Below are 13,343 nucleotides of genomic sequence, written 5' to 3' on the forward strand. Positions count from 1 at the left end.
GTCGTCATTGCGAGGAGCGTAGCGACGAAGCAATCAATCTTTCCTCGCATGCGGAGAGGTGGATTGCTGCGCTTCGCTCGCAATGAAGGCGAGAGGCTATTTTCCGCCGACCTTCCCCCACAGCCAGCGCGCCACGGCGTCGGGCGACGATGATGCGTCGTTGCCCGACGCGCGCAAATTCGCCTCGCGCATCCCGGCGATATCGATCTTGCCGAGCAGCGGCCGCAGCGCCGCCTTGAGCGCCTCGTCGTCGCGCCGCTTTGGCGACAGCAGGACGATGGCGTCATAGGGCGGGATGGCGTGCCTGTTGTCCTCGAGCGTGACAAGATCGTATTTCGCGATCAATCCGTCGCTGGTGTAGCCCGCGATCACGTCGACCTCGCCGGAGGCAACCGCCGCATACATGAAATCCGGCTGCATCTGACGCTGGGCGCGGAACGTCAGCCCATAAGCCTTCTGGATGCCGGTCCATTCCGGCCGCGAGAAGAATTCATAGTCTCCGGCGATCGACATCGTCGCCGCGCGTGACGCGAGGTCGGCGATCGAATGGATGCCGAGCTCTTCGGCGCGCTTCCTCGGCATCACCAGCGTATAGGCATTCTCGAAGCCGAGCTCGCCGAACAGCGTGATGTCTTGCTTCGCCAGCGTTGTCTGCAATTCGCCCAACAGCTCGGCGCGGGGCTTGATGTCGGTGTGGTGGAACTGGTTGGCCCACAGCGTTCCGGAATAGTCGACATAGACATCGATATCGCCGGCCGCGAGCGCGTCGAAGATCACGTTGGAGCCGAGGCCGGCGCGGGTCGTGGCCGGAAGGCTCGCCGCCTGTAGCCGCTGCGCGATCAACGCCGACAGCACATATTGCTCGGTAAAAGTCTTGGCGCCGACCACGATGCCCGCATGCGGGCGCGCGATCGCGGGCACCACCGTCGCCGCGATCAAGGCGGCAATACCGAGCCCGCCGAGTGCCGTCCGGATGCGACTGCGATTCCGCAGGCCCTTCTCGATCAGCGCCAGCAATTGGTCAACCACAAGCGCGAGCACGGCCGCAGCGAAACAGCCGAACAGCACGAACACCCAGTTCTGGGTCTGCAATCCCGCGAAGATGTAGTTGCCGAGGCTGGTCTGGCCGATCGGCGTCGACAAGGTGGCGGTGCCGATTACCCATACCGCCGCGGTGCGGATCCCGGCCATCATCACCGGCAGCGCCAGCGGCAGCTCGACCATGGTGAGCGATTGCCGCGGCGTCATGCCGACGCCCTGGGCGGCTTCCAGCACCGCCGGATCGACCCCGGACAGGCCGGTGATGGTGTTGCGCAACACCGGCAGCATCGAATAGAGCGCGAGCGCCAGCACGGCGGGCAGGAAGCCGAAGGCGGAGAAGCTGAAGCCGAGCCACGCCGCGGTCAACGCGGCGAGCGCCAGCAGCAGCGGATAGAACAATGCGAGCAGCGCGAGACCGGGCACGGTCTGCACGATGCTGGCAAGCCCGAGCAACGTCGTGCGCAGCACCGGCCGGTTACGCGCGATGATCGCAAGCGGCAGGCTGATCAGGAGCCCGAGCGCCAGCGCGGCGACGCTGACCCGCACATGATTGCCGAGATAGTCGGGCAGATGGGAAAGCGCCTCGCTCCAGCGCGGATCGGCTGATAGAGTCATGCCGTGTCGCCCCGCGGCAGCAAAGCGCCCAGGCGTTCCGCCTGCCGCCGCGGCGTGCGCATCAGTTCGCCGACATAGCCGTCGGTGCTGGCCGAGAGCTCCACCGGCGTGCCCTGGGCCAACAGCCTGCCGCCGCGCATCACCGCGACACGATCGGCCAGCAGTAACGCCTCGGTCATGTCGTGGGTGATCATGACCGTGGTCAGGCCGAGCTCGCGGTGCAGCGTTCGATAATCGTCGCCGAGCGCGTCGCGGGTGAGGGGATCAAGCGCGCCGAACGGCTCGTCCATCAGCACGATGCGCGGCTTCGCAGCCAGCGCACGCGCGACGCCTATGCGTTGACGCTGGCCGCCGGAGAGTTCGTGCGGCAAACGCTCGCGATATTGTGAGTTGTCGAGCCGCACAAGGTCGAGCAGTTCATCGACCCGCGCCGAGATCTCCGCCTGCGTCCAGCCGAGCAGATGTGGCGTGATGCCGATGTTGTCGGCGACGGACAGATGCGGAAACAGCCCACCGCTCTGGAAGACATAGCCGATGCGGCGCCGCAGCAGGATCGGGTCGATGCGGCTGACATCCTCACCCTCGACCGCGATCCGGCCGTGGTCGGCTTCGATCAGGCGATTGGCGAGCCTCAGCAGCGTCGTCTTGCCGGAGCCCGAGCCGCCAACAATCGCCAGGAATTCACCCTCGGCCACGTCAAGCGAGACGTCGTCGACCGCCACCACGCGACCACTGTCAAAACTCTTGCCGACATGCGCATAGGCAATCAGCGGCGTTGCGGGCATTCCAGGGCGACCTCATGTCTCACCGTCGTTAACGACAGTGATAGCCCATAAATTGGACTTTGACTCGAGGTACGGGCGCCTGCGCGGTGGTTTCGCAGGCTGTTCCGGTCGAAGCGGATCAGCCCCGTCCGGGGCTGTGAGCACACATCACACTTCGTTCTTGGGTACGTACTTGCCCATGATGCATTTATAGCTCTGCAGGTGCCATTCGTGATACGGCCCCTTGGCGAGCCAATCGGCGATGCCGATCTGCGCATTCACTGCGCAGGCGCCCATGGTGATGCCGGATTGGTCACTCGTGGTGACGACCTTTTCCATGCAGAGTTGAGCATTGCAGAGGATGGCGACGAGCGTAACGAGCATGACGGCCTATATCAGTGGGGTTAACCCGGTCTGACCCGAATCATGCAGGGTTCATGCCACTATCAGCAGCTCTGGCGTCGCAGCCGACAAGACCGGGAAAGTACGGCCGGAGCGAATCGTCACGCCCGTCAGCGCGTAGCCGCACGCCCGTAGATACGCTATAGTCGCTGCCCAACTACGGCGTGAGATCGGGGTGAGCGAGGAACGTTGCGCGGTCGGGGGCTGCATCGATGATGACGTTACCTGAGTTGGCGGCAGGTGCTTTGGAGAAGTTTCTCGCCACGCATGTCAGCCGCACCTTTGGCTCTTCGCAGGCGCGCTTCGGCGAACTCCTGCCGGCCGCCGCGCGCATCGCGCTGGAATGCATCGGCAACAGCGACGCGCTCTACCACAATGTCGAGCACACCATGCTGGTCACGCTCGCCGGGCATGACATCATCCGCGGCCGCGCGCTGCACACCCACGTCACCGCCGAAGATTACACCCACACCATCATCGCCTGCCTGACTCACGACATAGGCTATGTGCGCGGTCTTTTGAAAGGCGATGGACCCGATGGCTACGTCATCGATGCCTCCGGCAACAAGGTGGTGCTGCCGCGTGGCTCGTCGGATGCCGGCCTGATGCCGTATCATGTCGACCGCTCGAAGCTTTATGTGCTCGACAGGCTCGAGGCCGTCCTTCCACTCGATCGCGAGCGCGTCGCGCGCAACATCGAGGGTACGCGGTTTCCGGCGCCCGAAGGCCAGCAATATGACGATGAGGCGTCGATCGTCCGGGCGGCCGATTTCATCGGTCAGCTCGGCGATCCCAACTATATCAGGAAGGCCAACGCGCTCTATCACGAGTTCGAGGAGGTCGGCATCAACCGCCAGCTCGGCTATGAGTCGCCGGCCGATATCGTCGACCGCTATCCGCAATTCTACTGGAACATGGTTGCGCCGCACATTCAGGGCGCCATCAACTGCCTGAACATGACGGCAAGCGGCCGCCAGTGGATCGCGAACCTCTATAGCAACGTGTTCCGCGCCGAGCGCGAGGTGACGCTGTCCGGCCCGCAAATCTGACGCCGCGGCCTTTCAGCACCGATTGTGCTGCGTTCCCCAGCCGTTCGCGTGGTGTCCACATTTAGGCCTGCTTCGTCGTTGCACAGTCCATGGAAATCAGCGACCTTGCGCCATGGACCCCTCCAGCGACCGTGTTTTCGACCCTTTCAGCATGATCTCCCGTTTCGCTCAATTGATTGCGGCTGCCGTTCTCTGCTGGCCGGCGCTGGCCGTTGCCGCCGGTCCGGTCTACGACGTCGATCTGTACGCGTTGATGTCCGGCACTTGCCGCAACGTCACCGTCGCCGGCCGCAGCTACACCTGCAAGGCAGTCGCCTATTTCCACACCCTGCGCGGCCGTTCCGAATTCACCGTGGTGCTCGACGATCCCGCCGACAAGAGCCACATCATCTCGTTCTCCGGCGAGAGCACCGAGCGCACCCAGGACAATCTGTTCGAGCTCGCGGTCGACCGCATGTTGCTGAAGTCGAGCGACCGCCCGCGGGTGGATGGTCTGCCGGTGCCGCTGGTCGAGATGTCGACGGGCTCATGCCGTCAGGTCGGAAGCTTCATCACGCGGCAGGTGTCCACCATCACCTGCGCCGCCACCGACCAGAACGGCAAGAAATACGAGCTGAGCTTCGAGTCGGACGGCTCGCCGATGACGTTGCGGCGGTTGCGGCAATCGACGCTGCCGTCCGAACGGCAGCGGGCGCGCCAGATCGCGCAGCTCGAATGCCGTCTCAAGGCGCGCGCCGCGCAAGTGCTGCCGCGGGACACGACGGCCTTCATGATCCGCTGCCTCGGTGAGGGCGACGGCAAGCCGGCCGACGAGCAACGATAGCCGGGCCCTGCGTTCCGGACGAGGCTTGAGGAGAATTCGATGCGTTTGAAACTCATCATCATCGCCGCCGTCGGCGTTTGCATCGCCGGGCCCGCCGCCGCACAGATGTACGATCCGAACTATCCAGTGTGCCTGGAAGTCTATGGCGGCAGGCTGACGCCCGAGTATATCGATTGCAGCTACACGTCGCTTCCGCAGTGCCAGGCGACGGCCTCGGGACGCTCCGCGACGTGTTCGGTCAATCCGTTCTACAAAGGTCCGAAAAAGCCGCCAAAGCAACGGGGGCAGCGACAACGCCAGTCCGCCAACTAGCGCGCTCAGGCTTGCCGCCTGCCGTCGCTCAAGACTGTATGGCCGTCGTGTCCCCAGTGCGGTTGACTAACTCCGGCAGTTGTGAGGAAACGGTCCGAGCAATAAGGAGAATCCGATGCGCCTGAAACTTTTCGCGATCGCTGCGTTCGCGGTCGCGCTGGCCCGACCTGCCGCCGGACAGGCCTATGATCCGAACTATCCGGTCTGTTTGCATCTCTATAACGGGCCGATGGCCGGAGACCACATCGATTGCAGCTACACCTCGATCCCGCAGTGTCAGGCGACGGCATCGGGTCTCTCTGCGATGTGCATCGTCAATCCCTTCTTCGCTCCTCCGCCACCACCGCCGGAACGTCCGAGGTGCGCCGCGGACGCCATCCCGTTCAGTGAGGCGGGCCCGCGAAACTCGTCCCGTCAAAGCGGCACACGCAAGGCATCGTAGGTGAACAGCCAATCATAGCGCTCGCGCACCCGGTCCGGCTGCCATTCGCGCGAGACATAGGCGTCGGCGCCTTCGGCGTCGGCAAGCGCGGGATTATGGAAGCGCCTGGCATTCTCGGCCGACTTCACCACGATCGCGTTCGTCCGCGTCAGCCGTGCGGTCTGGTAGCGCTGCAGCGCTTCCTCGGGCGGGAAGCCTTCAAGACAGCGCGCCAGCACCATGCCGTCCTCGATCGCCATGTTGGCGCCCTGGGCCAGGAACGGCAGCGTCGGGTGCGCGGCGTCGCCGAGCAGGCAGGCGCGCCCGACGACGAAGCGGTCGAGTGGGTCGCGGCCGAGCAGCGCCCATTTGTAGGGAATATCGAGGTTCGCGATAATGGTGTGGATCTGCGGATTCCATCCGGCAAAGGCTCTGCTGCAGGCCTCGCGCGTGCCGCGTTCGGTCCACGATTCGACCGACCAGCTCTCACCCTCGAAAATACCGACGAAGTTCAACAGCTCGCCGCGGCGAACCGGATAGGTGATGACGTGGCCGCCCGGGCCGATCCAGTTGGTGCCGACGTCCCGTTGCAGGCTCGCCGGTAGCCGTTCCATCGGCACCAGGCCGCGCCAGGCGGCCACGCCCGAGAAGAACGGTTTGGTGTCGCCGCCGATCTGCCGGCGAATTTCGGAGTGCACGCCGTCGGCGCCGACCACGGCGTCGCCGCGCCGACGCTCGCCGTTGGCAAAGTCCAGCCAGATGCCGTCGCCGTCCTGGTCAAATCCGGTGCAGCGGCTGCCAAGATGCAGCCGCCCCGGCGCCCGAACCGTGAATGCGTCGACCAGCACGCGGTGAAAGTCGCCGCGATGCACCATCCAGTAGGGCGCGCCATAGATCGCGCGCGAGGAGGCGCCGAGGTCGAACAGTTTCCAGGTCCGCCCGGTGCTGAACAGCCTGATCTCCTTGCCCGAGGGCTCGCAGGCGATCGCCTGCATCTCTTGCTCAAGCCCGAGCGCGATCAGGACGCGTGTGCCGTTGGCGCTGAGCTGGACACCGGCGCCGAGCTCGCGCAGCTCGGACGCCTGCTCGAAGATCTCGACCTCGATGCCACGCTGCAGCAGCGACAATCCGGCGACAAGGCCGCCGATCCCGGCGCCGGCAATCAGGACCTTTGGCCTGCGGTGTGTACTCACGCGAACTCCGCTATCTGCGCGTGATCAGGAAGTCGTCGGTGAATTCGCCGCGCGACAGCTTGACCGGGATCTCGCCGTCGCTGCCGATCTCGACGATCTCCGAGCCGGACTTGTTATCCTCAGGGGTTAACAGCTCGATGCGCTCGGCGATCCGCTCCGCCTGCCAATCGGTCAGTTTCCAGGCAAAGCGGCCGCCGAGATCGCGCATGCCGAATTCGTCGTCGGCAGGCGCCAGCACCAGCGCGTCGCGCGAGACGGCGCCGGGAATCCGCTCCGCGACGGCAATGGTCTGCGGGTCCTCGGCAAAGCGCCGCAGCAGCATTGCCAGGGCGGCGAGATCGGCAGATTCGCCGAGGAACAGGAACAGCGGATGAAAATCGCTCGGCATGTATTCAAATCGCAGCATGATCGTCGGTCCGTTGACTGGGACTACTCGCTGAGCACCTTGATGACGTCCTGGGCGTGGCACAGCTCCACCATGCCAACGTCGGCGGGCCGGGCAGGGCACTCCAGATAGCGCACCTGCAGCCACTGGCCATCGTCCATGTTCTCCACCACTTCGGTGACGACGCCGGCCCCCAGTTTCAGCCGCGTCCCCACCTTGATCGCCATCACGTCAATCATCGCTACCCTTGCAATCCTTGGACCCGCTCAAAAGAACGTCGTGAGATTCTTGGCCAGCAGGATATTCTGTTCAAGCAATATCTCGCGCCGCGCGATCTTCCAGCCAGTGTCGGTCAGGCGTAGCGCGTCGTTGCGACGGCCGACGAAGATGTAGGTCTCGTACTCGACGCGGTTCTGATAGACGAGGAAGCGGCTGGTGACATCGAGCTCATGGGCTGCATCGATGTCGGGCCGCGCGCCCTTGATCTGCGCATTGCTGACCATATGCGTGATCCGCGACAGCGGCTCCTCAGCATAGTGCACCCCGGTCAGGATCTGCTCGACCCGTTTGGTCAATGTCCATTTGTCCTCGTCGAACCAGCTGATGCCTTCGCCGCGTTTGGTGTTCTCGCGCGCGGCCTGCTGGCCGAACTTCACGTTGCGGCGGATCGGCATGAAATAGCTGATGTCGTCGGTGAGTAGCTCGAGCCAGTCGCGGAAGCGCCGGTCGTCGAGCAAATCGGCCTCGTGGTAGTAGAAATCCTCGACATCGGCCTTCAGCCGGTAGTAGGCCGCCGATCGCTCGATCGCGGCGTTGCCGGCGTGTTGTTGTTGGTCCTGATCCTGAACGGTCGTCGTCATCGCTATCTCCTCATCAGGCATCGCAGGGGTTGTCAGAGCGCCGGCTTGGGCGGGATCGGTCCGCCCTGCTGGGCGAAGCAGCCGACATCGATCACGGTGCCGGACAGCGTTTCGGCTTCCGGCGACAGCAGGAAGGCGACCACATTGGCGATGTCGTCACCGGCGGCGACGCGGCCCGCGGCGGTGCCCGGCGCGCCCTTGCCGAAACGCGCCGCATCGCCGCCGACACGACCGAGGCTCATGCCGCTGACGATGCCGCCGCCGCCGGGAATCACGGTGTTGACGCGAATGCGCTGGTGGAAGAAGTCGTAGGCCATCGCTGCGCTCAGCGCGACAACGCCGCCCTTGCTCGCGCTGTAGACCGCCATGTTCGGCTTGCCCCAGCCGGCGCCGGATCCGATGTTGACGATCGAGCCGCCGCCTTGCGCGATCATGTGCGGGATCGCGGCGCGGCTAGTCAGATACGGTCCTTTCAGATTGACGGCGATGATCCGGTCGAACAGCGCCTCGTCGGTGTCGAGCACTGTGCCGAGCGGGCCGATCGCGGCGTTGTTGACGACGCCGTCGATGCGCCCGAACCGCGCCATCGTGTGGGCGACCACCTTGGCGACATCGCCGGCCCGCGATACGTCGGCTTCCATCAGTTCGGCGGAGAGGCCTTCGCGATCAAGCTCGTCGCGCAGGGCCGGAATGGCGTTCTGCGCGGTACTCGAGACCTGCGCCGCCTCGAGACCGAAGGCGACCACCGCGTGGCCGCGCCGCGCGAGGCCGAGCGTGATCGCGCGGCCGATGCCGAAGGTGCCCCCGCTGACGAGGACGGTTTTTGCGGGCGCGCTCATTCTGCGGCCTGCCGGTTGCCGGCGGGTGATCCGAGCAGTTCGTGCCAGTCGCCGCCCTGCATGTAGGTGGTCCAGCGGCGATAGAAGCCGCGCGCGATCTGCTCGGTGACTTGCGTGGAGACATCGCCGCCGAGCGGATGATCGGTGACGTAGGCGCCCATCGACTGCTGATAGTTGAAGGGATAGCGCCGCGCCACCGTGCCGGTGCTCGCCGCGGTCGCATAGAGCCAGTTCTCCATGTCGTCCTGTTCGGTCATGCCGGCGGGGCCGGAGTAGCGCATGTAGTAGCGGCGCAGATATTCCTTGGCTTCCTTCGGCGCGTCCTTGTCGACCAGGAAGAAGCGCCAGCCTTCGGTCGAGGTCGGGCTGTGCGGATGCCACGCGCAAAGTCCGCGCGGCTGGCGGCCGTGATAGGAGGTGTTGGGGAAGATCGTGCCGACGAACGGCAGCAGCCGCGCCCCTTCGCCGAGCCGCCGCTTGCGTTCCTCGAAACAGTGCCGGAAGTATTTTTCGAGGATCGGGTTGTCGAGGAAGGACTCGATGTATTCATTGGCCTCCGGCTGGATCGCGCTGTGCACGCCATGGCCTTCCGGAAAGCTGATCCAGACGTGCTGCGCCTTCTCCAACTCGTCGTCGCGGCGGCCCTTCTTGCCGGCGGCAGCGCTCGGGCCTATGCCGATCAGGTCAACCGAGCGATGACTCGGGTTGTGATAGGTGTCGCCGAGGAAATTCTCGGCGGCGAATTTCCAATTAGCGGGGAACACCCATTTGTGGACGCCGATCACCTCGGAGCCGCCCTCGCGGCCGTCGCGGCAGTCGAGCGCCTGGTCGAGATGGATCTTGGCATCGCCGAGATAGGTGATGAAGTCGGGCGCGTCCTTGTCCCAGGTCGCCCAGATCGAGCCCTTGTAGTTGCAGAGCTTCGCCACCGAGACCAGCGAGTTGGCGTCGCGGTCGAGCACCCCGTCGTACAGCGTCCGGTGCAGCGGAACGCCCTGCAGCTTGCCGTCGGTGGTGTAGGTCCAGCTATGATAGGGGCAGGTGAACAACGACGTGTTGCCCTGCTCGTAGCGGCACACCTTCATGCCGCGGTGCCGGCACGAATTGAGAAAGACGTGGATCTCGCCCTTCTTGTCGCGGCAGAGGATGACGGATTCCTCGCCCATCCGCGAGGTGTAGAAGTCGCCGGGATTGGGCACCAGGCTTTCGTGCCCGACCAGCAGCCAGGCGCGCGTGAAGACCTTGTCGAGCTCCTGCCGATAGATATCGGCGTCCACGAAGATCTCGCGGCTGATGAAGCCACCCTTGACGTCAACAAGCTGATCGAAATCGTTACGAAGCGGCATCGGCTCCTCCTTGATTCTTGCATGCGCAACCGCGCGTCGCGGCGATAATGGTGCGTCCTACTTGTCGAGCTTGCAGCCGCCCGTTCCCTCGGGGCGGAAGGCCTTGTCGCCGGGGATGGCCGCGATCTTCTGGTAGTAGTCCCAGGGATATTTGCTCTCATCCGGCTTCTTCACGCGGTAGAGCGAGAGGTCGTAGACGACGCGGCCGTCTTTGCGGATGTGCGCGGGGCGGCCGAAGAAATCGACCGGCAGCTTGCGCATCTCGCCGTTAACCACCTTCGCCTCGTCGCTGCCGCCGGCCTCGATCGCCTTCAGATAGTGGCGCACGGCGGCGTAGGTCGCGGCCTGCAATTTGGTCGGTTCACGCTTCTCGATCTCGATGAAGCGCTTGGCGAAGGCGCGGGTGCCGTCGTCATCATCCCAGTAGTATTGGGACGCGATGTACATGCCCTGCGCGTCGCGCAGGCCGATCGAATGGACGTCGGAGATGAAGGTCAGCATGCCGACGATGGTCTGCCCGCCCTGTTGCAGGCCGAATTCGTGGGTCTGCTTCACCGCGTTGACGGTGTCGGCGCCGGTGCCGGCCAGCGCCACCACCTTGGCGCCGGAGCTCTGCGCGGCCAGCAAAAAGGATGAGAAGTCGGTGGTGTTGAAGGGATAGCGCACCGCGCCGAGCACCTTGCCGCCCGTATCGGTCACCGCGCGCGAGGCGTCCTTCACCATCGCGGTGCCGAACGAGTAATCGACCGCGACGAAGAACCATTCCTTGCCGACGCGGCGGCTCAGCTCGCCGACCAGGCCGGCCGACAGTGCGTAGGTGTCGTCGGCCCAATGCGTGACGACGGGCGAGCATTTGTCGCCGGTCAAATCGGACGTCGCGGCGCCCGAGACCAGCGCGGTGCGGTTGCTCTGCGTTGCAAGGCCGGCGACGGCGAGTCCGACCGAGCTCACGGCGAGATCGGTCACCGCGTCGACATGCTCGACGTCGAACCATTGCCGCGCGATTCCGACCGCGACGTCCGGCTTGTTCTGGTGATCCGCCGAGATGATCTCGATCGGCTTGCCCAGCACCTTGTTGTGAAAATCCTCAGCGGCAAGCTTGGCGGCGGTCACCGAGCCCGGCCCGCCGAGATCGCGGCCGCTGCCGTAGTCACCCAGCACCGCAATCCGCACTACGCCGTCCGAGATGCCTGAGCCGTCGGGTGCGGCGTACGCCAGCGACGCTGTGAGCATCAGCGTGGCGATCGCGGCGGCGGCCCATCTGCGCGAGGTGTTTGTCTCCAGCAATTCCAATCCTCCCGTCGATTTTTCGCATGTCCATCTAGTGGACATTATTCTCATAATTTGCGATACTATCCGCGCGGGCCGCTTGGTCAAGCGCGCTGGATGCAGCGCGCCCCTGCCGATTTTGCGGATGTGGACGGATGGCAAAGAAACCGAAGGCGGAGGTTCTGGACGCGGAGCAGGGGGCGTCAGGCGTGCGGGCCGTCGACCGCGCCATCGCGATCCTGCAATGCTTCACGCCGGATCAGCCGGCGATGAGCGTGATCGAGATCCAGAAGCGGGTCGGGCTGAGCCGGCCGACGCTCTATCGCCTGCTGCAGACGCTGGCGCAGCGCGACCTGATCCAGGCCGAAGGCGACCCGCAGCGTTTCCGGTTGTCGCACGGCGTGATGAAGCTGGCCCATGTCTGGCTGAAGGGTCTCGAGGTGGTCGCGATCGCGCGCCCGGTCGTCGAAGGCCTGCGCGAGGCGACCGGCGAGACCGCAGCGTTGTTCCGCGAGCAGGACGATCGCGGCATCTGCATCCTCGAATGCGAGAGCCGTCACGTGCTCTCGATCAGCCGCGGCGTCGGCCACAGTCTGAGCCTGATCCAGGGATCGACCGGCAAGGCGATGCTGGCCTTCATGGACCCGAAGCGGCAAGCCGCGCTTCTTGCCAGCATTGCAAAGAGCGCGGACCGTGCGCGGCTCGAGGACGCGCTGACCTTTGCGCGGCGCAACGGCTATGCGACCAGCCATGGCGAGATCTTCGCCGGCGCGGTTGCCGTCTCCGCGCCTTGTTTCGATCACCGCGGCGAGGTGGTCGGTTCGGTCGGCCTCTACGGACCGAGCGCGCGCATCGACGAGCGGAAGCTATTGGAATATTCAAAGCTGGTGCGCGAGGCTGGCCGGCAGATTTCGGTTCTGCTGGGCTATCAGGACGGCGCGCCCATCGCATAGGGCTTCAACACCGCATAGAGCATGTCGTGCGTCGGCGTCGGGACGCCGAGCTTGCGGCCGAACTCGACCACCTTGCCGTTCAGCCACGGCAGTTCGAGCCGGTTGCCACGCTCGAGATCGAGCGCCATCGAGGCCTTCATCGCCGGCGGCGCGTGTCCGATGAAGTCGAGCACTTTCGTCAGCGCATCCGGCGGCAGCCTGATGCCGTTGGCGTGCGCGATGGCGATGATCTCCTCGCAAGCCGATACGAAGAGCGGGCGCAAATCGGGATCGTCGCGCAGCTTGCCGATCGGCAGCCTGGTGACCGCGGTCATGCCGGCATTGGTGGCGAGGCCGACGAACTTCATCCAGAGCTCGGTGTTGATCTGCTCGCTCAAGGTCTCGTCGAAGCCGGCCTTCAGGCAGAGATCGAGCAGCGCCTTGCCGCGCGGCGTGATGCGGCCGTCGAGCTCACCGAAGATCATGCGCATGAAGGTGCCGACCTGGTTGATGACGCCAGGCTTGATGATCGAGGCCGAGATCTGTGCCACGCCGCCCATCACCGCGTTGCGTCCCAGAATCGGGACCAGCCTGTCGGGCGCGTCGATGCCGTTCTGCAGCGGGATCACCGCGGTGTCGGGGCCGACCATCGGCCTGATGTGTTGGCCGGCGCTCTCGACGTCCCACAGCTTGACGCAGAACAGCACGATATCGACCGGGCCGACGCTTGCCGGATCGTCGGTCGCCTGGGTCGGGACCAGATGGGTTTCGCCGCGGCCACCCTGAACCTTCAGCCCCTCGCTGCGCATGGCGGCCAAATGAGCGCCGCGCGCGATAAAGGTGACGTCGGCGCCGGCATGCGCGAGCGCCGCACCAAAGCCGCCCCCGACGCCTCCGGCGCCCACCACTGCGATCCGCATGATTGTCTCCTTGTTCGTCGCTTTGGGCTGCAGCCTCGACGATGTCGGCGCAATGCGCAACCCGGTTGCGCAATTGCGCAACCCCGGCCTGTCTGAAAATCGCGTGACCACAGCCTTGTTTGCTACGCCATCTTCCTGCGTTGAACTTGCCTGCCCGAACCGCTAAGCCATC

General features: G+C 64.9%; 16 protein-coding genes and 1 pseudogene. 6 read left to right on the forward strand and 11 right to left on the reverse strand.

All coding sequences use genetic code 11. From position 1 onward, the window contains the following. Positions 1–96 precede the first annotated feature (96 nt). From ACVWZM_RS32400 to ACVWZM_RS32410, 3 genes are all read right to left on the reverse strand, one after another. Positions 97–1,656, reverse strand: a complete 1,560-nt coding sequence (locus tag ACVWZM_RS32400; RefSeq protein WP_168857159.1) for an ABC transporter permease/substrate-binding protein — start codon at positions 1,654–1,656, stop codon at positions 97–99. After that, positions 1,653–2,441 carry an ATP-binding cassette domain-containing protein gene (locus ACVWZM_RS32405; RefSeq protein ID WP_168857158.1) on the reverse strand — a complete coding sequence of 263 codons (789 nt, stop codon included), beginning with the start codon at positions 2,439–2,441 and terminating at the stop codon, positions 1,653–1,655. Before ACVWZM_RS32405 ends, ACVWZM_RS32400 begins: the two co-directional genes overlap by 4 nt. A 147-nt stretch (positions 2,442–2,588) precedes the next feature. Continuing rightward, entirely contained in the window at positions 2,589–2,804 is a 216-nt protein-coding gene (locus ACVWZM_RS32410; protein WP_016844293.1) for a hypothetical protein, read from the reverse strand. Between the two features lie 230 nt (positions 2,805–3,034). On the opposite strand from ACVWZM_RS32410, the gene ACVWZM_RS32415 reads away from it, so the two are divergent. The 4 genes and pseudogenes from ACVWZM_RS32415 to ACVWZM_RS32430 all read left to right on the forward strand — a co-directional run bounded on the left by ACVWZM_RS32415 (position 3,035) and on the right by ACVWZM_RS32430 (position 5,396). Further along, complete coding sequence (locus ACVWZM_RS32415) at positions 3,035–3,871, forward strand: metal-dependent phosphohydrolase (RefSeq protein ID WP_168857157.1); 837 nt, start codon at positions 3,035–3,037, stop codon at positions 3,869–3,871. 151 nt (positions 3,872–4,022) lie between these two features. Next, positions 4,023–4,694: a hypothetical protein gene (locus tag ACVWZM_RS32420; RefSeq protein WP_229190056.1), complete on the forward strand. Its 672-nt coding sequence runs from the start codon at positions 4,023–4,025 to the stop codon at positions 4,692–4,694. A 39-nt stretch (positions 4,695–4,733) separates the two neighbouring features. Beyond that, complete coding sequence (locus tag ACVWZM_RS32425; RefSeq protein WP_076824284.1) at positions 4,734–5,006, forward strand: DUF3551 domain-containing protein; 273 nt, start codon at positions 4,734–4,736, stop codon at positions 5,004–5,006. 115 nt (positions 5,007–5,121) lie between these two features. Further along, positions 5,122–5,396: pseudogene (locus ACVWZM_RS32430) on the forward strand (DUF3551 domain-containing protein). Between the two features lie 24 nt (positions 5,397–5,420). Here the strand turns inward: ACVWZM_RS32430 and ACVWZM_RS32435 are convergent. The 7 genes from ACVWZM_RS32435 to ACVWZM_RS32465 are packed head-to-tail and all read right to left on the reverse strand — an operon-like array spanning position 5,421 to position 11,343. Next, positions 5,421–6,620, reverse strand: coding sequence for an FAD-dependent monooxygenase (locus tag ACVWZM_RS32435; protein ID WP_168857156.1), 1,200 nt, complete (start codon positions 6,618–6,620; stop codon positions 5,421–5,423). A gap of 10 nt (positions 6,621–6,630) precedes the next feature. After that, positions 6,631–7,026 (reverse strand): hypothetical protein, encoded by a 396-nt coding sequence (locus ACVWZM_RS32440; RefSeq protein ID WP_168857155.1) that lies wholly within the window; start codon positions 7,024–7,026, stop codon positions 6,631–6,633. A 23-nt stretch (positions 7,027–7,049) separates the two neighbouring features. Next, positions 7,050–7,232 carry an SH3 domain-containing protein gene (locus ACVWZM_RS32445; RefSeq protein ID WP_168857183.1) on the reverse strand — a complete coding sequence of 61 codons (183 nt, stop codon included), beginning with the start codon at positions 7,230–7,232 and terminating at the stop codon, positions 7,050–7,052. Positions 7,233–7,271: 39 nt separating this feature from the next. Further along, positions 7,272–7,865 carry a 3-phenylpropionate/cinnamic acid dioxygenase subunit beta gene (locus ACVWZM_RS32450; protein WP_156436025.1) on the reverse strand — a complete coding sequence of 198 codons (594 nt, stop codon included), beginning with the start codon at positions 7,863–7,865 and terminating at the stop codon, positions 7,272–7,274. A 32-nt stretch (positions 7,866–7,897) separates the two neighbouring features. Further along, positions 7,898–8,704, reverse strand: a complete 807-nt coding sequence (locus tag ACVWZM_RS32455; protein ID WP_076824289.1) for an SDR family NAD(P)-dependent oxidoreductase — start codon at positions 8,702–8,704, stop codon at positions 7,898–7,900. After that, the gene (locus ACVWZM_RS32460; protein WP_456855581.1) at positions 8,701–10,050 is read right to left on the reverse strand and encodes an aromatic ring-hydroxylating oxygenase subunit alpha; all 1,350 of its coding nucleotides are present in this window, start codon (positions 10,048–10,050) and stop codon (positions 8,701–8,703) included. The genes ACVWZM_RS32455 and ACVWZM_RS32460 overlap by 4 nt, the downstream gene beginning before the upstream one ends. A 57-nt stretch (positions 10,051–10,107) precedes the next feature. Beyond that, positions 10,108–11,343 (reverse strand): ABC transporter substrate-binding protein, encoded by a 1,236-nt coding sequence (locus ACVWZM_RS32465; RefSeq protein WP_456855582.1) that lies wholly within the window; start codon positions 11,341–11,343, stop codon positions 10,108–10,110. 131 nt (positions 11,344–11,474) lie between these two features. On the opposite strand from ACVWZM_RS32465, the gene ACVWZM_RS32470 reads away from it, so the two are divergent. Further along, complete coding sequence (locus ACVWZM_RS32470) at positions 11,475–12,272, forward strand: IclR family transcriptional regulator (protein ID WP_057015063.1); 798 nt, start codon at positions 11,475–11,477, stop codon at positions 12,270–12,272. On the opposite strand, the gene ACVWZM_RS32475 is transcribed toward ACVWZM_RS32470, so the two are convergent. Beyond that, positions 12,248–13,171, reverse strand: a complete 924-nt coding sequence (locus ACVWZM_RS32475; protein WP_456855583.1) for a ketopantoate reductase family protein — start codon at positions 13,169–13,171, stop codon at positions 12,248–12,250. The genes ACVWZM_RS32470 and ACVWZM_RS32475 overlap by 25 nt on opposite strands. On the opposite strand from ACVWZM_RS32475, the gene ACVWZM_RS32480 reads away from it, so the two are divergent. Continuing rightward, positions 13,170–13,337 (forward strand): hypothetical protein, encoded by a 168-nt coding sequence (locus ACVWZM_RS32480; RefSeq protein WP_168857129.1) that lies wholly within the window; start codon positions 13,170–13,172, stop codon positions 13,335–13,337. The genes ACVWZM_RS32475 and ACVWZM_RS32480 overlap by 2 nt on opposite strands. The last annotated feature ends 6 nt before the right edge of the window (positions 13,338–13,343 follow it).

It is taken from the genome of Bradyrhizobium sp. USDA 4501 (assembly GCF_054062115.1).

Coding starts and splice junctions, on each gene's coding strand:
- ACVWZM_RS32470 (WP_057015063.1), top strand. CDS start 11,475: ATGGCAAAGAAACCGAAGGCGGAGGTTCTGGACGCGGAGCAGGGGGCG.
- ACVWZM_RS32425 (WP_076824284.1), top strand. CDS start 4,734: ATGCGTTTGAAACTCATCATCATCGCCGCCGTCGGCGTTTGCATCGCC.
- ACVWZM_RS32410 (WP_016844293.1), bottom strand. CDS start 2,804: ATGCTCGTTACGCTCGTCGCCATCCTCTGCAATGCTCAACTCTGCATG.
- ACVWZM_RS32480 (WP_168857129.1), top strand. CDS start 13,170: ATGATTGTCTCCTTGTTCGTCGCTTTGGGCTGCAGCCTCGACGATGTC.
- ACVWZM_RS32475 (WP_456855583.1), bottom strand. CDS start 13,171: ATGCGGATCGCAGTGGTGGGCGCCGGAGGCGTCGGGGGCGGCTTTGGT.
- ACVWZM_RS32400 (WP_168857159.1), bottom strand. CDS start 1,656: ATGACTCTATCAGCCGATCCGCGCTGGAGCGAGGCGCTTTCCCATCTG.
- ACVWZM_RS32450 (WP_156436025.1), bottom strand. CDS start 7,865: ATGACGACGACCGTTCAGGATCAGGACCAACAACAACACGCCGGCAAC.
- ACVWZM_RS32420 (WP_229190056.1), top strand. CDS start 4,023: ATGATCTCCCGTTTCGCTCAATTGATTGCGGCTGCCGTTCTCTGCTGG.
- ACVWZM_RS32415 (WP_168857157.1), top strand. CDS start 3,035: ATGATGACGTTACCTGAGTTGGCGGCAGGTGCTTTGGAGAAGTTTCTC.
- ACVWZM_RS32405 (WP_168857158.1), bottom strand. CDS start 2,441: ATGCCCGCAACGCCGCTGATTGCCTATGCGCATGTCGGCAAGAGTTTT.
- ACVWZM_RS32455 (WP_076824289.1), bottom strand. CDS start 8,704: ATGAGCGCGCCCGCAAAAACCGTCCTCGTCAGCGGGGGCACCTTCGGC.
- ACVWZM_RS32460 (WP_456855581.1), bottom strand. CDS start 10,050: ATGCCGCTTCGTAACGATTTCGATCAGCTTGTTGACGTCAAGGGTGGC.
- ACVWZM_RS32445 (WP_168857183.1), bottom strand. CDS start 7,232: ATGGCGATCAAGGTGGGGACGCGGCTGAAACTGGGGGCCGGCGTCGTC.
- ACVWZM_RS32440 (WP_168857155.1), bottom strand. CDS start 7,026: ATGCTGCGATTTGAATACATGCCGAGCGATTTTCATCCGCTGTTCCTG.